The organism is Methanobrevibacter sp. (genome assembly GCF_017432245.1).
In the GTDB taxonomy this organism is placed as follows: Archaea; Methanobacteriota; Methanobacteria; order Methanobacteriales; family Methanobacteriaceae; genus Methanobrevibacter.
Map to the genome: position 1 here is coordinate 1 of NZ_JAFRJO010000097.1, position 18,449 is coordinate 18,449.

Below are 18,449 nucleotides of genomic sequence, written 5' to 3' on the forward strand. Positions count from 1 at the left end.
GCTAAAAGATTTGACATTCCATTTTATATTGCAGCTCCATTCAGTACATTTGATAAGGAGATTTCCATCTTTGATACAGTTATTGAAGAAAGAGATCCTAATGAAGTAATATACTACGGAGGAGCTAGAATTTGTCCAGAGGGGACTGAAGTGATCAATCCTGCTTTTGATATAGTTCCTAAAGACCTTATTACAGGAATCATTACAGAAAAAGGAGTAATAGATTTAAACAATTTAGAAAAGGACTTTAAGGATCTTTTCTAATATTCTTTAAATTGGTGATGAAATGTTAATTGATTTTAATGAACTTTCAGAAATCACAATTCCAAATATGAATGGTGGGGAAGGAAAGGTAATTGCAAAAATGGATGTGAATGATTGTGGAAGATTTATTAAAACTGTTATTCCACCTAAATCATCAATTGGGTCTCATCTTCAGGAAACAAATGATGATATAAATTTCATTGTTTCTGGTGAAGGGATTGCAATATGTGATGATTCAGAAGAGATTTTAAAAGCTGGAACTTGTCATGTTTGTCCAAAAGGATCCGCTCATTCCATAATAAATACTGGTGATGAGGATTTGGTGTTTTATACTGTAGTTCCTCAAAAATAATATTTTTTTATTTAAATACTTTTTTTAATATTTTTTTTAATATTTTTAACTATTTTTTTTCTGTTACTTTACAATCAATAGCTACATGCCACATTCCAGGGCTTGAAGATTTTACTTTACGTGTATTTAGTATCTCAACTTCCTTATTTTGCTTTTCACAAGCTATTTGCGCTCTTTCTATTCCTTGTGAAAATCCATCTGAAAATTCGTAGTAGTGGATTACTCCACCATCCTTGCATAATGATACTGCTAAATCTAAGAATTCCGGCGCTAATCCTGGAAGATTCATTATGAGCCTATCAAATTTTTTATCCTTCAATTCATTTAATGCAACTTCGTTAGTATCTCCACAAATTGCAGTGATGTGAGCATTAGGGGCCAACTTATTTAGCTTGATATTCTCATTTAAATATTTGATTGCATATTCATTAATGTCCACTGCAGTGATATTCACATTCTTTTCATGAGCTATTACAATTGGAAACGGTCCGATTCCTGCAAACATATCCAAGATTTCTTCTCCATCTTCACAAGCTTCCTGTACCCTTTTCCTTTCAGTAGCAAGTCTTGGTGAGAAATAAACGTTTTTAACATCCAATTTCAATCTTGTTCCATGTTCCTTATGGATTGTGATAGGATTGTCCTCTCCAGCGATAAGTTCAAGTTCCCTAACCCTTGTAACACCTTTAACTGCACTTTTTTTCATGTAAACGGTTTTTCGTTTAGTGAATTGAAGGGTTGCTTGGCCTATTTCCTTTTTATGGGCTTCAAGATCTTCCGGAATCTCTACAATGACAACATCGCCGATAATGTCAAAGGATTTTTTAAGTTCCTCAATTTCCTCTTCAGTTAATTTGTCTTTTAAAAGTTCAGTTATGCTTCTTGGGAATCTCTTTACAGTTTCAAGGTCTTCATCTTGGTTTAAATCTATAATTTCGATTGTATAATTAGCATTTTGATTAATGATTTCTTTTTTGCATTCTTCCATTACTTTTGTGAGTGTTTCATCATCTGTTCCTTCTTTAATTGGAATATGTCCGAAACCATTTTCAACTTTAATCTTATAGTCAAAGTCAATAATCTTATGATTTAGTACAATTTGTCTTGTTGCCTCTATATTCTGCACTGGAATTTTTATGGTTAACATGCTATCTTTTATTAAATTAGTTTTATTATTGATAATTTTACTATTTATTGTGCATAGTTTAAGTTTTATCAATCGTTATTTTATTTAAATCGATAGTTTTTTCTAATCGAATTTTCATTATTTTAAATTGTTTTTCTCTTTTGAATAAATATTTAATTTTTATTGTTTTTAAGATTATCTTATCTTTAAAAATCATTTTTTTTAAAAATCATATATATTGTTCTTTAACATTAATTTTATATATATAAAAATTTAGATTATATATTATATTAACAGTGTTAAGAAGATTTGATTATAACATTTCTTTAGGTGATGATTATGGGTTGTTTTAATGAGACAACTAGTGTTAAGATAAATAAGGAGAAGAAAGACCTGGCCAAATCAAAGGGGTTGAAATTGCAAGATTTGTTGGATCATGCCCTTGATGAAGCTTTAGGTTTGAGCTATTATCCCATGAGCGAGCTGCGACTTATGGAAATTGACAATGAAATTGAATCATTGAAGATTCAAAAGGAAAAGGCAATGAAGGATTGCCAAAAGAAGATTGATATTCTTATCAGTGGCTTGATTGAATTTAAAGAGGAAGAAGCTGCTCAATATGATAGAAAGATTAGACAATTGGAATTGGAAAAGGAATATAATAAGCAAATATTATATAAAGATTAAGAATTATGAATAAATTTTGATGCATTAGGGGATTAAATATGAAGAATATGGGATTTGGAATGATGAGATTGCCACAACTTGATGAAAACGATTTCTCAAGTGTAGATTTTGAACAGGTTAAGAAGATGGCAGACGTTTATATGGAAAATGGATTCAATTACTTTGATACAGCTTATGCTTATCATGATGGAGCAAGTGAAGTCGCTTTAAGAAAGGCTGTTGTGGAACGTTATCCAAGAGACTCATTTCTAATAGCTGACAAGATGCCTACTTTCTTAATCACTGAAGAGTCTCAAGTGGAACCAATATTCAAGGAACAATTGGAACGTTGCGGTGTAGATTACTTTGATTATTACATGGTTCATAATGTAAGCAGCTTTTCTGAAGCGGGATGGAAATATGTGGATACATTTGGATTTTGTAAGAAAATGAAAGATGAAGGAAAAATCAAGAAGTTAGGTCTTTCCACTCATGCAAATGCGGAATTCCTTGACAATATATTGAAGGAACATCCTGAAATGGAATTTGTCCAATTGCAAATCAATTACCTTGACTGGGAAAATGAGGGTGTGGAATCAAGAAAATGTGTTGAAGTTGCTCATAAGTATGGTTTGCCGATTATTGTTATGGAGCCATTGAAAGGTGGATTCTTGGTTGACATTCCTGAAGAGGCAGAAAAAATTATGAAAGCTTACAATCCTGATGAACCTCCAATCTCCTGGGCATTACGTTATGTTGCAGGAATCGATGGAGTCTTTATGGTATTGTCTGGAGCAAGCAGTTTGGAGCAAATGGAAGAAAACATAGGTTATATGAATGATTTCAAGCCACTTAATGATGAAGAGCATAAGATCATTGAGGACGTAACTGAAATTATTAATAGTAACATTGCTATCCCTTGTACTAAGTGTAATTACTGCATTAGCTCTTGCCCTTCAAATATTATGATTCCAAAATTGTTTGACTTGTATAACAATGAGAAGATTCAAGGTTTAAAGGTTGGTGAGTTCACTGCAGTGGGAAATGCTTATAGGAACTATTCCTGTTTAGATGGTGTAGGAATCGCTTCTGACTGTACTGGCTGTGAAGCATGCATGAAAGAATGCCCTCAACAGCTTGACATTGCAAGCTTAATGCCAGAAGTGGCTAAAACCTTTGAAACAGAAGTGTATGGATTTACTAAGGAGGATTAAGTAATATTTTAATCATTCTTTTTTGATTATTTTTTTAATTTTTATGTAAATCTCTTAACTTTCAAATATCTTCATTATTAGGATTTGTAAAATAGTTCTATATCATACGAATTTTCGCGAACCTTTAAATATAAGTTATGTATAAAATATTATTAGCTGTTTATAAAACAGCTACGCTTTTTTTTTAAAATAAAGTGGTGATGTATGGTGTAAAAAGGGTTGCTTTTTAACGTGAAGAGCAGGTTTATGGTGGGCCTGTGTTATTAAGCGCCCTTTTTTTTATTAATCTATTTTTACTTTTTATTTAAAATTTAACCTTTATTTCGTTATTTTGATTGTAATTAGATTGATTATATTAGGATATTATATAAATTATTATATTAAGATACTTTAAGTGATTTTATGTTTTATTTGGTTGGTTTAGGATTATTTGATGAAAAGGACATATCTTTAAAAGGTGTGGAAGCATTAAAAAAAGTGGATAAGGTTTATGCTGAGTTTTTCACTTCACGATTATTCGGCTCTAATTTTGAGAAGATTGAATCAATTATCGGAAAGGAGATCATTGTCCTTGACAGGACTCAAGTGGAAGAGGAATCAATCTTTTTAAAGGAAGCAAAGGATATGAATGTTGCGTTGATTACTGGGGGAGACCCTTTAATTGCTACAACACACTCTGATTTTCTAGTGGAATGTGCAAGAAAAGGCATTGATTTTGAAGTCATTCACGGTTCAAGCATTCTATCTTCAGCACCTGCTATTTCAGGCCTTCAAGCATATAAGTTCGGTAAGGTCACAACCATACCATTCCCAGATTTAGAGTATAACTATTTCCCTAAATCCCCTTACATAGCTATTGAAGAGAACTTAAAGATGGATATGCATACCTTGGTTCTATTGGATATTCAAGCTCATAAGGAAAAGTATATGACAGTAAATGAAGGATTGGAAAATCTAATGACCATTAAGGATAATCTTGATCATGAAGGATTAATTAATGAAGACACTTTGGCTATTGGAATAGCAAGAGTAGGATCAAAGGATAATCTTGTAAAAGCAGGTTATATCAAGGATTTGATTGATTTTGATTTTGGAGGTCCTCTTCATTGTATTGTAATTCCTTCCAAATTGCATATTGTTGAAGCGGAATATTTGGTTGAAGTTGCTGGAGCTCCAAAAGAAATCTTGGATGATATTTAATCCATTAATAATTTTAAAAAATAATCTTAGATTGCTAATAAACTGTGTAAAAATATTAAAAATAGTAAAATAAGAAAAAAATTGGAAAGAACATAGTAGTTAGTTTGTTAGCTTCTAATCTTTTAAAAAATTTTTAAAATTTATTTTTACAATATAAATCATAAAAATTCCGTTTTACTATGTTCTTTATGAAAATTATTATAAAAAATTTATAATAGTCTTCATTTCCCAATGGATGTTAATCCTATACTTATTTTTATTTTTTTAATTTATAAATATTTTCATATTTTAGAACTATTTTTAACATTACTAATAATTAAATAATTTTTAGTTTTTTATGAAAATATTATTTTCTTGTTTAAATTATTAAAAAAATAATATTTAATTGTATTATAAAAATATTTTTGAAATTTGTTAATGTTTAAAAAAGAAATTTAAAATAAGAGGATATTTTTTATTATCTTTTTAAAAAATTAATAAGTACTTTATAGTATTTAGGTAATTTGTATAAGATATTTCACTTGAGTAAAATATCAGTTTTAAGGTAATTTATATAGGACTTTTTTTAATTAAAGACAATGCCAAATATCCTCTTATATTAACATATTGATTAATAAATTATTTTTATTGGAGATTATAAATTTATTAATATGATATGTAATTATATACACATCGTATAATATTATGTTATATGAACTTATAAATCTTTCGTTTTAATTTAAGAGGATATAAAAATTAGATGAAATTTAAGATATGAAATATTATTTATTTCATTATTGAAATTTTTTAAAAATTAGTTAAAGTTCGTTTTTTACTTTCTGGTTCTGTTTGATCTCAATTCATATCTTTTTGGGCTTCCAACATCCTCATGAGCTTGATTTATGATGTAAAGGAAAATTCTTTTGTTGAGATTGTATTTTTTAGAAAACTTCTTATAAAGGGCATATTTGCTTCTTCTGTTTCCAAAATAGTCTATTTTTTCCAAGTATTCCTTTTTGATTTCCTCAATTGGACTTAACTCTTCTTGGTTGTTTTTGGAGCTCATGATTTAATTCCCCATTTTAAAATCAGATAAGATAACTAATTAATATAGTTTTTTCTATTAATTAATATGTTTATAAATTATATAAAATTTTCTTACATTCATAAAAATTTTGTTGATTTAATGCAAATCTGTATAAGTAATACTATATATTTATATTAGATTAAGTTAAATATTTAATATGTTGTATGAAATATCTTATTTTTTAAAAATCTTCTTTTTAAATTAATATTTCATTAACTTAAAATATTTTAATCTATTATTTTAACTTTATTAGATTAAGGATTGATTAAATGGATTTAAATTTTGACTTTACAGAAAAAAGAGTAATACTCACAGTATTCTTCTGTATGGCTTTTACCATTGCAAACTTAATTACTGTTAAGATTATCAATATTAATTTCTTAGGTATGGAAACTCCTGCTGGAGTATTGATCTATCCTTTAGTATACATTTTAACTAATGTAATTGCTGATGTATATGGTGAAAGAACTGCACAAAGAACCCTTGTATTAGGTATTGCTGCTGATGTATTATTCGTATTTATGACTACATTAATATTATTCTTGCCATCTCCAGATTTCTTTACTGGTGATGCAGCATTATCCTTTGTATTTACTCAAACCCCAAGAATTCTTATAGCTTCTTACATCAGTTATTTAATCGGTAACTTGGTAAATGCAAGATTGACTACAATCGTAAACAAAGGCACTGATTATTCATCTATTAAAAACTATGCTGTTATTGGTTTCAGTCAATTGGTGGATAACTTTGTCTTCATTGGTTTGGCGTTTGTAGGTATGTACTCTGTTGTAGACATTTTAATAATGATCTTCACCCATTGGTTACTCAGTTTGATTTGGTCAGCTATTGCTCAACCATTCACTACAATGACTGTAAGATGGGCTGAAAAAGGAAAACCTGCTGAAGCTTAATTAATTAAAAATTAGTTTTCAGAGGAATATTAATTAGTTATATCAAATTAAAATTAAATTAAAACATTTTAAAAAAATGTGAATTCATATTTGATTTCACATTTTAATATTTTCTTTTTTTCTATGGGGATATTTTTTTATTAGAATTTTTTATTAGAATTTTCATTAGACTTTTTTTTTTTAAATATGTGACTTGTGATATTTTTAAATAATTACCATCTTTCCTGCATTTGTAAGGTAATATTTTTCATATTGTTTTGTTTGTCCCACCAAACCGTCTTCCATTAGGCTATTGATGTGTTTGTAGACCATAGCTCTTGAGATTCCCACATTCTTTCCAATCAGGATAGCGGTTTGCTCTGACTCTTCAAGGGTTTTTAGAATTTTCATTTTTGTTTCTGAAAGGTTTATGCTTAGTTTTGGCATTTGAATTGCTTGTTCATTGAAGCAATAGTAAATGTGGTCTACCCCTTCCTTATTTGCAACGAAGTTTAATATTGATCCTATGAAGTTTCCATCAGTTGCAACAAATATTTCATTTCCCTCTTCTTTAGAGTTTCTAATTATGTATGTTAATTGCTTTGAAGCTTCAATAGCGCTTGTTGTGCTGATTTTAATGTTTTCTTTCATCATGTACTGATCAAGTAAGCTTGTTTCGTTATAGTTTGTATATACGGATATCAATTTCTCGATCCTGTTTTTCATAGCTATGTCTAAAAGTTCTTTTCCCTTTAAGTTTGATATTAAAATTCTCATATAATTCCCTCATTTCTTAAAAATTTTAAATTTGTTAGTGTTCACGTTTTAATTGTTTAATTTATGATATTGGTTATAAAATACTTATTATAATTATTATTTTGTTCAATTTTGACTGGCACTTTGTTTTCCGACTAGTGCCGATTAATAAAAAATTCAATTATATTTGTCACATGAAAATTATTTCATAAATTTTTTAAACAATTCTTATTTTTTTATTAAATTTTTTTAAATTTTCTATTTATATATTAAAATAAATTAATTTTGTTCAAATATTCATAAAATATTGTTGTATCTAATTTAAAATTTTTCAAAATATTTTTATGGAATTTGTCTTTTATAATGATTTCAATCATTGGAAAAAATAGCCTTTTTCCTTAATAATTTGCCTATATTTTTTATTATTATTGCTGATAATTATTAAATTTTTTGTTTTTGTCTACCTTTAACATTGACTTGTCTATATATTATTTTAACTAATATTTATTATTTTAAAGCTTTATTAGATATATTTTGCACTTTGATTTTTTATTTTTCATAATTGCTAAATATTTGTATACCTTTAATATTGAATTGTAAATAAAAATTTTTTAAAAATAGGTACCTTTATATTGAATATTATTCAATTTATTATTAGGCATCAAATCGGAAAAGGTTTTCCACTATCATGGGTTAGTTGGTCTTGTCTGATAATGTCTAAAGATATTATTTAAATTCTTTAAATAATGTTTTACTAATAATTAATTTACTAATATTTTCTTATATTTGTTTAGAAATAGCTAAAAATAGTTAAATGTCTTTTGTAGTTAAGTATAGTTAGTTGAAATATAGTTGAATTTTGTTAGCTATTTTTAACCAATAATAATTAATTATTAGTTTAATTAATTATTCCAAATTTAAAAATATCTTAAATTTATTTTTTTTATTTAAACAAATGGAGATAAAATTATGTCCTATGTTGATGAAGTAATTGACTTAATTGTTAAAGAAAACCCTGATGAACCTGAGTTTCATCAAGCTGTAAAAGAAGTATTAGAATCTTTAAGAGTCGTAATCGAAGAAAATGAAGAACAATACAGAAAAGATGCACTTTTAGAAAGATTAGTCAACCCAGAAAGACAAATCAAATTCAGAGTCCCTTGGGTAGATGACAACGGTCAAGTACAAGTGAACACCGGTTACAGAGTACAATTCAACAGTGCAATTGGACCTTACAAAGGAGGTCTCCGTTTCCACCCTTCCGTAAATGTAGGTATTATTAAATTCTTAGGATTTGAACAAATCTTCAAAAACTCCTTAACTGGCCTTCCAATTGGTGGAGGTAAAGGTGGATCCAACTTCGATCCTAAAGGAAAATCTGACAGAGAAGTTATGGCTTTCTGTCAAAGTTTCATGACTGAACTCTGCAAATACATTGGTGCTGACACTGATGTTCCTGCTGGAGATATCGGTGTAGGTGGTAGAGAAATCGGTTACTTATTCGGTCAATACAAAAGAATCCAAGGTTTATACGAAGGGGTGCTCACTGGTAAAGGTTTAACCTTTGGAGGATCTTTAGCAAGAACTGAAGCAACTGGATATGGTTTATTATACTTCACAAATGCAATGTTAAAAGCAAATGACATTGATATTGCTGGAAAAACCATTGCAGTATCCGGTGCAGGTAACGTAGCTATTTATGCAATTCAAAAAGCTCAACAATTAGGCGGTAAACCTGTAACCTGTTCTGATTCCACCGGTTGGATTTACGATCCGGAAGGAATCGATGTAGAATTATTAAAAGAAGTTAAAGAAGTAAGACGTGAAAGATTAACTGCATATGCTGAAGCAAGACCATCTGCTGAGTACCACGAAGGCAAAGGTGTATGGACTGTAAAATGTGACATTGCTCTTCCATGTGCTACTCAAAACGAATTACAATTAGAAGATGCTAAAACTTTAGTTGCTAATGGTGTAGTTGCAGTGGCTGAAGGTGCAAACATGCCTACCACTATTGAAGCAACTGAATACTTACAAGAAAACGGTGTTTTATTCGCACCAGGTAAAGCTTCCAATGCAGGTGGAGTAGCTACTTCCGCATTAGAAATGTCTCAAAACTCTCAAAGATTATCTTGGACCTTTGATGAAGTTGATTCAAGACTCCAAACCATTATGGAAAACATCTTTGCTAATGTTGATGCAGCAGCTAAAGATTACGGATTTGAGAAAAACTATGTAGTTGGAGCTAACATTGCAGGATTCTTAAAAGTAGTTGACGCAATGAACGCTCAAGGAATCGTCTAGATTCCTTACTTTTCTTTTTTTAAGTTTTTTTTATTTTTTTCTAATTTTTTCTTATTTTTATTTCTTATACTTATTTTCTCTTATTTTTATGGGCTGTAAAATCAAGTTAATCCCTTTTGAGACAATTTTCATTAATCATTTCCAAGGTTTCCCCAAACAATATTAGGTTTTCCATTGGAATTCCTTTTATGACCTTATTGTTCCAATCTCTAAACAATACAAGCAATTCTCCACATAGATTTTGACCTTTTTCAGTTAAGTACAACAAGTTCTTTGAATTGTTTTCAGGGTCCATCTTCTTTTCAATCAAGTCTTTTTCCATTAGCTTTTTTGTAGTTTGGCTGATATTGGCTTCAGTAATAAGATATCTTTTGGTGATGTCAATTTGATTAAGTCCTTCCCTATTATAAATCTCCAATAAGATAAGGATTTCATTAGTGTTCATACCTAGTGATTTGCTATTTTTTCCAAAAGTGGATTCATAATTTTTAATCAAATTGTAAAAATAGATTAAATGTTGAGGTATTTCTATTGTTGTTTCAATCATTGTTTAACACACCTAAACTTTTCAATAAAAATGTACAAAAATTTTATTTGATAATATATTATTGTTAAAAAAATAAAAAATTTCCCATATATAGTTAATTATTAAAATGATTTATTTACAAATTTTAAAAATTTTAATATATTATCCTTTTTTAAAAATTTTAATTTAATTTTCTTTTTTAAAAATTTTTATATTTTATTAAATCCAATTTATATATATGTTAGAACTTAATGAATTATTGGATATCTTCAATGCGGGTGATGCATTGGTTATGGATGAGGAAGCTGCTGATGCATGCAATTATTACAGTATTGAAGCTCAAAAGATCACTTGTGAATTAAATTATAATTTTCATGATTTTGATGAAAGGAGAGAACTATTCTCTAAATTAATTGGTAAGGAACTTGATTATGAATTTAGGGTTTTCACTCCATTTTTCACTGATTTCGGCAAGAACATTCATCTAGGCAAAAATGTATTTATCAATGCAGGATGCAAGTTCCAGGATCAAGGTGGAATCTATATTGGGGATGATGTATTGATTGGTCATAATGTTGTTATGGCTACATTGAATCATGATGAAAATCCAAAAAATAGGGCTAATCTGATTGCAGCTCCAATAAGAATTGGAAACAAGGTTTGGATAGGGTCTAATGCAACTATTCTGCCGGGAGTTACTATAGGGGATGGTGCAATCATTGCTGCAGGAGCAGTAGTGACAAAAGATGTTGAGGAGTGTTCCATTGTTGCAGGAATTCCTGCAAAATTCATTAGAAAGGTTAAAACTGATGAATAATCAGATTTATATTAGTTCTAAACCTTATTAAGTAGAATAATCTTTTAAATGATTTTGAATATAATAATATTATTAATAAATTAATTATATCTTACATTTTATTAGGTGATTTTTTGACAACATTTGAATCAATAGAGGAAGCAAGAGAGTTTTTCAACGCTGATAAATTTGCAGCAAAATTGGGGATTCAGTTAGATGAGCTTGGAGAGGATTATTGTATTTGCAGTGTAGATATCAAGGAAGATTTCAGAAATGGTTTCGGTGCTGTAATGGGTGGAGCAATATTCACTCTAGGGGATTTTGCCTTTGCAGTAATGTCCAATCAACTGCATAAGCTGACAGTAGGTCTTCAGGTAAGCATAAACTATTTAAGTGGAGCAAAAGGAGAAAAGCTTATAGCAAAGGCTACAGTCCGTAAAGATGGAAGGACAACCTCTGTTATAAATGTTGACATTACAGATGATACAGGTAGGGAAATTGCCCAGTTTGTTGGAACTGGATATAAAATGTAAATTTTTTTAAAAAATTAATTTCCAATTAAATGTAAATTATTTTTATTGATGAACAATATATAATATTATAAAGCGATTAATTGATTTTGGTGATAAAATGGCAAAAGATCAAAGAAGCAGTTTAAATCCATTCACTGGTAAAAGTCATTTTGATATAGTAAATGATGATAAGTTTCTAGAGGATTCCTACAGGCAATATTACAGTATGGTCCAACAGGCTCAAGTTCTTGACAATGCTCCTGAAGGCCAATTGGTTAGGGCAGTTGCTGTCAGATTGATTAAGGCAGTGGAAGCATATCTTACAAAAATTGGCAGAATGGACTATATTCAAGACTATTATGATTGGGATGTCCATTTATTGGCTGATAAAACAGTAAATGCATTTTGTATGCCTGGTGGAAAAATAGTGATGTTTTCAGGTATTCTTTCCATTGCAAATACCGAAGAGAGAATAGCTTTCATTTTAGGTCACGAAATGGCTCATGCATTGCTTGACCATTCAAGAACCCGTGCAAGTGTTGAAAGTGCTAAAAATACTGTTGCAACTGCAGGTTACTTTGGAAGTTTCATTTTAGATATCTTTGGTTTAGGTGCAATAGGAGACATTACAAGAGCATCAATCAATGCTGCAAACATTGGGTCTGACTTTTTATTCGTAAAGCCATTCGGAAGAGACCAAGAATTGGAAGCAGACAGATTGGGCATGTTGATTATCCATTGGGCAGGATATGACATCAATCAAATTCCTGCATTTTGGGAAAATATGAGTCAAAGAGGAGGAAATAATTTTGAATTCTTCTCAACACACCCATCTGATGAAAAAAGGATTGCAAACATGAAAGCTTTAATCGCTGAAATCAACAGTGATAAGGATTTCACTAAAGGGCCTGTAATTGGGGATGCTAAACCAACAGCAGAGTATGGTAAAGCAAATCCTGCTACTCCTAATGTTTCAAAAGCTAATGCATGTCCGAAATGTGGTGCTAAAATAGACCCTGGAGATAATTTCTGTACCAATTGCGGTCAAAAGATTCAATAATTTCAGATTTTTAATCAAATTTGTTTTTGAAAAGTTTATTTTTTTAACTTTTCCTCTTTTTTTATTATATTTTAGATTAAATCCAAAACTAATCAAACAATTCTTTAATCAAATATCTGCTTTTTTCTGCACTGTTCATGTTCTGTATTTTATAGTAATTCAAGAATCCCTCTTGGATATCATATACAAAAAACATTTTTCCATTCAATATTCCAATATCCATTCCTTTAAAGAAGACGTATTTTAAGTAGAAATCAATCAATTCTCTCGCTTCAAATTCGCCTTCAAGATTTGCAAACAAATCGGATACAAACATGTCATGAGCTGTAAATGTATCGAAACGATAGTAATTTTGACAAGCTCTTTCCGCATTGTTTAGATTGACTTCTAAAATATTGAAGAGCTTTTCAAATAGCAGGTCATTTATATTGTAGTATTGATTTTTTATTTCTTCATCAATCTCTTCATCCTTAAGGAATTTCATTATTCCCTCATTTTCAATTCTTTCTTTATATTCAATTATCTCCTCATTGATTGTGTAATATGAATCCTTGATTTCCTCACAACTTACATTGATTCCATTGATTTCCCTTTTTTCCTCATACTTTTTGTTTCTGTAATTCAATTGTCTTGGACTGCTTTCCCTTGTTGATTTCCTGATTTTTATTGGAGGAATTACCTTTTTGAAGAAATCTATCTTAAAGCCGTATTCAGTGTAGTAGTCATAATTTCTACCTAAATATTCATTGTACTTTTCCTTATCTTCCAAACAGTTGTTTAGCTTGATGATTTTTCCAACTATGATTCCAAACAGTATTCCTTCCTTGAATATTTCATCATATGCCTGCTTGATCTTCTCTTGAAGTTCATCATATTCGTATCTGATTATGTCATTGGATTCGAGCAATATCTCAAGGTCAATGTTTACATCAATAAGGTAATTGTGAATATTGTCCTCAACTCCCATATTTTTCAAGACGGGTTCTGTTATTTCCAAATGCTTTTCGTAAAGTTCATAGATTTCATTGATTAAATAGCTCATGTTTTCACCTTTTTTGATTCATAAATTGCTTATATAAACACCCCCATGAATTCCATAAATTCAATATCCTATTAATTTAAATACTAATTTTAGTGTTGTATTTTTTGTAGATATAATCGCTATGCTCCTTTTGAATATACATCATTGTTTCAGTTTCAGATAAGTTCCCTAATAATTCATAAGGCATTATATCCTTTTGAATATCTTCAATAACCAACCTTAACCCTGTTCTGATTCCTATGTCCAAACCTATATCTATCATGAATTCAAAGTAGTCATCAATTATTTTTTTGATTTTATAATTGCCATTTTTATCTTTGAAAAATCTGGATCTGAGTAATGGCTTTAGTTTTTCACTATCAATTTTGATTTTTTTATTGACAGTGAATTTGGATTTTTTCTTATCTATTTCAAATTCATCTAAAAATTCTTCAAAAAGAATTTTCTTCAATTCCTTATGTTTGTCATCGATTATTTTAGCGATGTATGCCACTGCAGATATTTCAATTTCAAGATTGCTTGGTTCGTCATTTCTTGTTACCTTAAGTCTTTCGATTCCATCATCGTCAACCTTTTCAAAATCGGTTTTAGATTCATCAAAGGGAGGATAATACTCATGATATTCCTTTAGATTTATATCAAGAATCTCCCTTTTGCTTAATGGAAATTCAAGGATCTTTTTTATCATATGTGCTTTGCCAAAGCCAATTCCCAACAATATTCCTTCCTTTACAATCTTTTCATAAAAAACATCTATACACTTGAATGAATCTATCTCTTCATTCAAGAGATTCACGCTATCTAATATTACTATTAAATCGTTGTTTATGTTTGGGTACAAGAGACACTTCACATCAATGCCAAAGTGTTTTGTCATCAGGATAATATTGTCATTTTCCTGTTTTTTATACTCTTGAAAAATTTCGTCAATCATATATTTCACCTTAATAATGCTTAATATTCTTTATTTTTTTATTTATCTTCATTATATAAATTATTATCGATTATGAAAAGTTTTTAGAATATTATAACAAGATTAAAGCAATTTTACAAGTTTATTTTAATATTGATGTCATTTCGTAATTTTTCCACAAATTTAAAATTCAATAAAGTCTTTTTTATACTTGTTTTCTTAGAAAAATAAGCTTTAAAAATAGTTTTATAAAAAATTTTTTAAAAAAAGAGTGTCTGAAAATATTTTATTTTTTTAGAAAATTTACTAAAATCAGAATATTGTGTTGCATGATGTTGACTATGAGGGTTTTGTTTTTAAGAAAAAGAATAATGTGTAAAATAATGATGTGGATGGTTGATTAAATTAATATTTTAAATAATAACTATTTGAAATATTAATCGTATTTTTATTTAAATTAATGGAATTTCTTTTGTGATTTTTCGTTTTTGTGATATTATGTTTTTTCATGTAATGTTTGTAAAAATCAGCAACCTCTAAACCTAATTCATTTTCTAACCTTTCATATTGTCTTGAGGTTCCTTTTCCTGAACTGTAATTGAAAATGATGAATAGCTGTTTTTATCAATCACTGGTGAGATTCCTCTAAAAGTGCATTCAAAGTCTCCAGTATCTGAAATATTGAATTGAATGTCTTCTCCCAAGTTAAATTCCTCAAAGTATTGCACTACTTTGGTGGAGTCTTCAACAGGAACGATGATATTGATTATCATTGATTGGTCTTTTTCATATATTTTCACGCCATTTAAATTGATGGATAGTTCCTTTACTCTTGGACGCTTAATGTTTCCATACTGCTTTTTGAATACTACATAATTGTTTTCATCCATAATATCACATCTTAATAGTTATTTATATAATTTTGTTTAATATATAGTTATAAGGAATAAACAATTTAACTAATTAGTTTTTAAAATAAAAATAATTTAAAGAATAATTTAAAGAATAATTTAAAGAATTTGTGATAAAATGAATGGCAATATGAAGAATTCTCAAGGAGTGGACTCTATTTTAGGAGATCCTAAGAAGGCATTATGGAAGATGTCCATTCCACTTATCATTTCATTGCTTATCACAAGTCTTTATAGTGTAATTGATGCAATTTGGGTATCTGGCTTAGGTGCTGATGCTTTGGCAGGTGTTGGTTTTGTAAGCCCTATTTTCATTGCACTTATGGGAATCGGCAATGGTTTAGGCGCAGGTTCCGCTTCTGCATTATCAAAATATATCGGTGAGGAAAATAGACAAAAGGCGAATAATGGTGCCATTCACACTATTTTTATTACAGTAATCATTTCAGTAATTACAACAATATTGTTACTATTATTCCTAAAGGACATTCTACTTGGAATGGGTGCAGGAAGAACAATTGATTATGCGATGGATTATGGATTGATTCTTTCAATTGGTTCAATTCTTGTTATCTTATCAAATGCATTATATGGGGTCCTTAGGGGAGAAGGTGATGCAAGCAGGACAATGTATGCAATGCTCTTTTCTTCAATTTTAAATATGATATTGGATCCTATTTTCATTTATGGCCTTGATTTAGGGGTAAAAGGAGCAGCTATTGCAACATTGATTTCCCTATTGCTTGTAAATGTCATTCTGTTCTATTGGTTCTATGTTAAGAAGAACACTTACTTAAAGCCATTCTTATCAAATTATAAATTCAACAAAGCCATTACAAAGGATATATTAAAAGTTGGTTTGCCAGCAAGTTTAGAACTCATAAACAATGCTTTGTTTGCAGCATTATTCTCACTTTTGCTTGTTGTTGTAGCTTCAACTGATGCTGTTGCAGTATATTCAACTGGCTGGAGAGTGGTGACAATTGCAACCACACCTATCATTGCAATAGCCACTGCGTTGATATCAGTCATAGGTGCTAATTATGGTGCTAAGAAGTATGATGAGATTTTGGTAGCTCATAGATATTCCATGAAAATAGCTATTTTCCTTGGTTTTTTAGCGGCCATAGTTGTTTATCTATTTGCTCCGCAGATAGTTTCAGTGTTTGCATACACAGGCACTAGTACACGATTGACTCCACAGCTTGTTGCATTCCTATCAGTAATAGTCATTTATTTCCCAACAATGGGTTACGGTTGCACATCCACATTTGTTTTCCAAGGAACTGGAAATGGCATCACTGCAATGTTCCAGACAATATTAAGGGAAACTGTATTTACTCTTGCATTTGCAATACTTTTAGCCATTGTTTTAGGGTATGGAGAATATGGTGCTTGGTGGGGAATAATCCTTGGAGAGATTGTTGTAAATACAATAACAATGATCTGGGCAGATTTGCATATAAAAAGATTGATTAAATCCAATAAGGAGTAATTCTGGAAGATCATATCTTCACAAAATATTTTATTTTTTTCAATGTTTCATCAATGCTCTCCTTGAAAGGAACATATCTCTCTTTAATGTCTGGAGAAACATACTTGTCCAGTTCATCTTCAGGAACCAAATAATAATTTCCATTATGCTTCACTGTCAATTCTGTATGGCTTCTGTTAAATCTCACAAGATTGATATTTTCATATGATTTCACTAAATCATCAAATGGGAAACGAATTATAATTGGAGTGTTAAACCCTATTCCAAATTCCAAAAGGAGCAATTTTCCATTTAGTGCCTTTTGTCTAAAATCAATGTAATTCCTGTTCTGTTCATGCCATTCATCATCCTCTACAAAGAAGCTATCTTTTCTTAAGTTCAAATCCATTTCCTCTCCGCAAACAGGGCATTTTGGAACAAGTTCACTTGGTATTTTCAAGTCTCCATCAGTCTTTTCCATCATTTCCAAAATCAATTCCTCATCATCATATAACTTGTTATGGCAAGCTCTTGAACATTGTATTTTGCTGTATGTTCCCTGTGTTCTAAAGAATCTGTTCTTGTCAAATCCGGATTTCAGGAATTGGTCATCAGTATTTGTTGTGATTACAAAATAATCCTTATCTTTCACTATGTTGAAGAGTTTTTTATAAAGGTCTGTTCCATCCATTCCAATGTTGTTTACATAAACATGCTTTGCAAAATATGCCCATCTTTCCTCTGGACTTTTGAATGGATAGAACATTGAAGTGTACATGTCTTCGAATCCATACTTTTCAATAAATTCCGGAAAATTGTCTGTAAATCTTTTCCCTGTGTATTCCACTCCTGCAGCAGTTGATAGTCCAGCACCTGCACCTATCAATATGTAATCTGCATCATCAATGAGCTCTTTCAATTTTTCCACTCTTAAATTGTATTCTTCCATATTTTTGCCCCCTATTTTAGATTTTTCCTATAGATTTCTGTTGCTTCATCTGAAAATGTATTGAATATTATCTTTTCAATATTTGTATTTGGATTGTTCTTTAAGTAGTTTCTTACAGTTTCAATAGCTAGTTTGGAAGCTTGGTCTTTTGGGAAGTTGAAGACTCCCGTGGATATTGAACAAAAAGCTATTGATTTTAATTCATATTCATCTGCAAGTTCCAAACAAGATTGATAACAGCTTTCAAGCTCTCTTATTTCATCCTCATCAGGTTCTCTTCCATAAGGTATTGCTGGGCCTACAGTATGAATGACATATTTTGAAGGGAGGTTATAGGCTGATGTGATTTTTGCATTTCCATTTGCCTCTTCATGCCCTTGATTTTGCATGATCTTATAGCAATCCATTCTTAACTGGAATCCTGCAGC

Annotated in this window: 19 protein-coding genes and 1 pseudogene; 11 read left to right on the forward strand and 9 right to left on the reverse strand. The window is 29.9% G+C overall.

Translation table 11 applies throughout. The features are described from left to right. Together IJI80_RS07620 and IJI80_RS07625 are read left to right on the forward strand one after the other, a co-directional pair. Window positions 1-264, forward strand: a pseudogene (locus IJI80_RS07620) (S-methyl-5-thioribose-1-phosphate isomerase); the annotation flags it as partial. Window positions 265-286: 22 nt separating this feature from the next. After that, window positions 287-616, forward strand: coding sequence for a cupin domain-containing protein (locus IJI80_RS07625; protein ID WP_292789045.1), 330 nt, complete (start codon window positions 287-289; stop codon window positions 614-616). Between the two features lie 49 nt (window positions 617-665). Here the strand turns inward: IJI80_RS07625 and IJI80_RS07630 are convergent, their stop codons facing one another. Beyond that, window positions 666-1,763 (reverse strand): class I SAM-dependent methyltransferase family protein, encoded by a 1,098-nt coding sequence (locus IJI80_RS07630; protein ID WP_292789047.1) that lies wholly within the window; start codon window positions 1,761-1,763, stop codon window positions 666-668. A 318-nt stretch (window positions 1,764-2,081) separates the two neighbouring features. Here IJI80_RS07630 and IJI80_RS07635 point away from each other — a divergent pair, with 318 nt between their 5' ends. The 3 genes from IJI80_RS07635 to dph5 all read left to right on the forward strand — a co-directional run bounded on the left by IJI80_RS07635 (window position 2,082) and on the right by dph5 (window position 4,822). Beyond that, the gene (locus IJI80_RS07635) at window positions 2,082-2,429 is read left to right on the forward strand and encodes a hypothetical protein (protein ID WP_292789049.1); all 348 of its coding nucleotides are present in this window, start codon (window positions 2,082-2,084) and stop codon (window positions 2,427-2,429) included. A gap of 38 nt (window positions 2,430-2,467) precedes the next feature. Then, entirely contained in the window at window positions 2,468-3,622 is a 1,155-nt protein-coding gene (locus IJI80_RS07640) for an aldo/keto reductase (RefSeq protein WP_292789050.1), read from the forward strand. 402 nt (window positions 3,623-4,024) lie between these two features. Then, window positions 4,025-4,822 carry a diphthine synthase gene (dph5, locus tag IJI80_RS07645; RefSeq protein WP_292789052.1) on the forward strand — a complete coding sequence of 266 codons (798 nt, stop codon included), beginning with the start codon at window positions 4,025-4,027 and terminating at the stop codon, window positions 4,820-4,822. A gap of 811 nt (window positions 4,823-5,633) precedes the next feature. Here dph5 and IJI80_RS07650 read toward each other — a convergent pair. After that, window positions 5,634-5,867 carry a hypothetical protein gene (locus IJI80_RS07650; RefSeq protein ID WP_292789056.1) on the reverse strand — a complete coding sequence of 78 codons (234 nt, stop codon included), beginning with the start codon at window positions 5,865-5,867 and terminating at the stop codon, window positions 5,634-5,636. Between the two features lie 290 nt (window positions 5,868-6,157). On the opposite strand from IJI80_RS07650, the gene IJI80_RS07655 reads away from it, so the two are divergent. Continuing rightward, window positions 6,158-6,799 carry a queuosine precursor transporter gene (locus IJI80_RS07655; protein WP_292789059.1) on the forward strand — a complete coding sequence of 214 codons (642 nt, stop codon included), beginning with the start codon at window positions 6,158-6,160 and terminating at the stop codon, window positions 6,797-6,799. A 204-nt stretch (window positions 6,800-7,003) separates the two neighbouring features. Here IJI80_RS07655 and IJI80_RS07660 read toward each other — a convergent pair whose 3' ends face one another. After that, complete coding sequence (locus IJI80_RS07660; protein ID WP_292789062.1) at window positions 7,004-7,555, reverse strand: helix-turn-helix domain-containing protein; 552 nt, start codon at window positions 7,553-7,555, stop codon at window positions 7,004-7,006. A gap of 948 nt (window positions 7,556-8,503) precedes the next feature. Here IJI80_RS07660 and gdhA point away from each other — a divergent pair. Then, window positions 8,504-9,838 carry an NADP-specific glutamate dehydrogenase gene (gene gdhA / locus IJI80_RS07665; RefSeq protein ID WP_292789065.1) on the forward strand — a complete coding sequence of 445 codons (1,335 nt, stop codon included), beginning with the start codon at window positions 8,504-8,506 and terminating at the stop codon, window positions 9,836-9,838. Window positions 9,839-9,944: 106 nt separating this feature from the next. On the opposite strand, the gene IJI80_RS07670 is transcribed toward gdhA, so the two are convergent. Beyond that, a complete protein-coding gene (locus tag IJI80_RS07670) occupies window positions 9,945-10,385 on the reverse strand; it encodes a MarR family winged helix-turn-helix transcriptional regulator (RefSeq protein WP_292789068.1) in 441 nt (146 codons plus the stop codon). 217 nt (window positions 10,386-10,602) lie between these two features. Here IJI80_RS07670 and IJI80_RS07675 point away from each other — a divergent pair, with 217 nt between their 5' ends. The 3 genes from IJI80_RS07675 to IJI80_RS07685 all read left to right on the forward strand — a co-directional run bounded on the left by IJI80_RS07675 (window position 10,603) and on the right by IJI80_RS07685 (window position 12,732). Continuing rightward, the gene (locus IJI80_RS07675) at window positions 10,603-11,181 is read left to right on the forward strand and encodes a DapH/DapD/GlmU-related protein (RefSeq protein ID WP_292789071.1); all 579 of its coding nucleotides are present in this window, start codon (window positions 10,603-10,605) and stop codon (window positions 11,179-11,181) included. 113 nt (window positions 11,182-11,294) lie between these two features. Continuing rightward, on the forward strand, window positions 11,295-11,693 hold the full coding sequence (locus tag IJI80_RS07680) for a PaaI family thioesterase (RefSeq protein ID WP_292789073.1): 399 nt from the start codon (window positions 11,295-11,297) through the stop codon (window positions 11,691-11,693). A gap of 97 nt (window positions 11,694-11,790) precedes the next feature. Further along, window positions 11,791-12,732, forward strand: coding sequence for a M48 family metalloprotease (locus IJI80_RS07685; protein ID WP_292789076.1), 942 nt, complete (start codon window positions 11,791-11,793; stop codon window positions 12,730-12,732). Window positions 12,733-12,820: 88 nt separating this feature from the next. Here IJI80_RS07685 and IJI80_RS07690 read toward each other — a convergent pair whose 3' ends face one another. The 3 genes from IJI80_RS07690 to IJI80_RS07700 form a co-directional block, all read right to left on the reverse strand. Then, a complete protein-coding gene (locus IJI80_RS07690; RefSeq protein ID WP_292789078.1) occupies window positions 12,821-13,774 on the reverse strand; it encodes a hypothetical protein in 954 nt (317 codons plus the stop codon). A 76-nt stretch (window positions 13,775-13,850) separates the two neighbouring features. Further along, on the reverse strand, window positions 13,851-14,708 hold the full coding sequence (locus IJI80_RS07695; RefSeq protein ID WP_292789080.1) for a hypothetical protein: 858 nt from the start codon (window positions 14,706-14,708) through the stop codon (window positions 13,851-13,853). Between the two features lie 533 nt (window positions 14,709-15,241). Further along, a complete protein-coding gene (locus IJI80_RS07700) occupies window positions 15,242-15,577 on the reverse strand; it encodes a hypothetical protein (RefSeq protein WP_292789082.1) in 336 nt (111 codons plus the stop codon). 139 nt (window positions 15,578-15,716) lie between these two features. Between IJI80_RS07700 and IJI80_RS07705 the strand changes: the two genes are divergently transcribed. Further along, window positions 15,717-17,093, forward strand: a complete 1,377-nt coding sequence (locus IJI80_RS07705) for an MATE family efflux transporter (protein WP_292789085.1) — start codon at window positions 15,717-15,719, stop codon at window positions 17,091-17,093. A 10-nt stretch (window positions 17,094-17,103) separates the two neighbouring features. Here the strand turns inward: IJI80_RS07705 and IJI80_RS07710 are convergent, their stop codons facing one another. Next, window positions 17,104-18,021, reverse strand: coding sequence for a hypothetical protein (locus tag IJI80_RS07710; protein WP_292789089.1), 918 nt, complete (start codon window positions 18,019-18,021; stop codon window positions 17,104-17,106). 11 nt (window positions 18,022-18,032) lie between these two features. Next, window positions 18,033-18,449, reverse strand: a 417-nt coding sequence (locus IJI80_RS07715) for a macro domain-containing protein (protein WP_292789091.1), incomplete at its 5' end; no start/stop codon positions are given.

Excerpts from the sequence above, each read along its gene's own strand:
- IJI80_RS07675 (WP_292789071.1), top strand. The coding sequence starts at position 10,603 with ATGTTAGAACTTAATGAATTATTGGATATCTTCAATGCGGGTGATGCA.
- dph5 (WP_292789052.1), top strand. The coding sequence starts at position 4,025 with ATGTTTTATTTGGTTGGTTTAGGATTATTTGATGAAAAGGACATATCT.
- IJI80_RS07710 (WP_292789089.1), bottom strand. The coding sequence starts at position 18,021 with ATGGAAGAATACAATTTAAGAGTGGAAAAATTGAAAGAGCTCATTGAT.
- IJI80_RS07695 (WP_292789080.1), bottom strand. The coding sequence starts at position 14,708 with ATGATTGACGAAATTTTTCAAGAGTATAAAAAACAGGAAAATGACAAT.
- IJI80_RS07705 (WP_292789085.1), top strand. The coding sequence starts at position 15,717 with ATGAATGGCAATATGAAGAATTCTCAAGGAGTGGACTCTATTTTAGGA.
- IJI80_RS07640 (WP_292789050.1), top strand. The coding sequence starts at position 2,468 with ATGAAGAATATGGGATTTGGAATGATGAGATTGCCACAACTTGATGAA.
- gdhA (WP_292789065.1), top strand. The coding sequence starts at position 8,504 with ATGTCCTATGTTGATGAAGTAATTGACTTAATTGTTAAAGAAAACCCT.
- IJI80_RS07670 (WP_292789068.1), bottom strand. The coding sequence starts at position 10,385 with ATGATTGAAACAACAATAGAAATACCTCAACATTTAATCTATTTTTAC.
- IJI80_RS07650 (WP_292789056.1), bottom strand. The coding sequence starts at position 5,867 with ATGAGCTCCAAAAACAACCAAGAAGAGTTAAGTCCAATTGAGGAAATC.
- IJI80_RS07655 (WP_292789059.1), top strand. The coding sequence starts at position 6,158 with ATGGATTTAAATTTTGACTTTACAGAAAAAAGAGTAATACTCACAGTA.
- IJI80_RS07635 (WP_292789049.1), top strand. The coding sequence starts at position 2,082 with ATGGGTTGTTTTAATGAGACAACTAGTGTTAAGATAAATAAGGAGAAG.
- IJI80_RS07685 (WP_292789076.1), top strand. The coding sequence starts at position 11,791 with ATGGCAAAAGATCAAAGAAGCAGTTTAAATCCATTCACTGGTAAAAGT.
- IJI80_RS07660 (WP_292789062.1), bottom strand. The coding sequence starts at position 7,555 with ATGAGAATTTTAATATCAAACTTAAAGGGAAAAGAACTTTTAGACATA.
- IJI80_RS07630 (WP_292789047.1), bottom strand. The coding sequence starts at position 1,763 with ATGTTAACCATAAAAATTCCAGTGCAGAATATAGAGGCAACAAGACAA.
- IJI80_RS07700 (WP_292789082.1), bottom strand. The coding sequence starts at position 15,577 with ATGGATGAAAACAATTATGTAGTATTCAAAAAGCAGTATGGAAACATT.
- IJI80_RS07625 (WP_292789045.1), top strand. The coding sequence starts at position 287 with ATGTTAATTGATTTTAATGAACTTTCAGAAATCACAATTCCAAATATG.
- IJI80_RS07690 (WP_292789078.1), bottom strand. The coding sequence starts at position 13,774 with ATGAGCTATTTAATCAATGAAATCTATGAACTTTACGAAAAGCATTTG.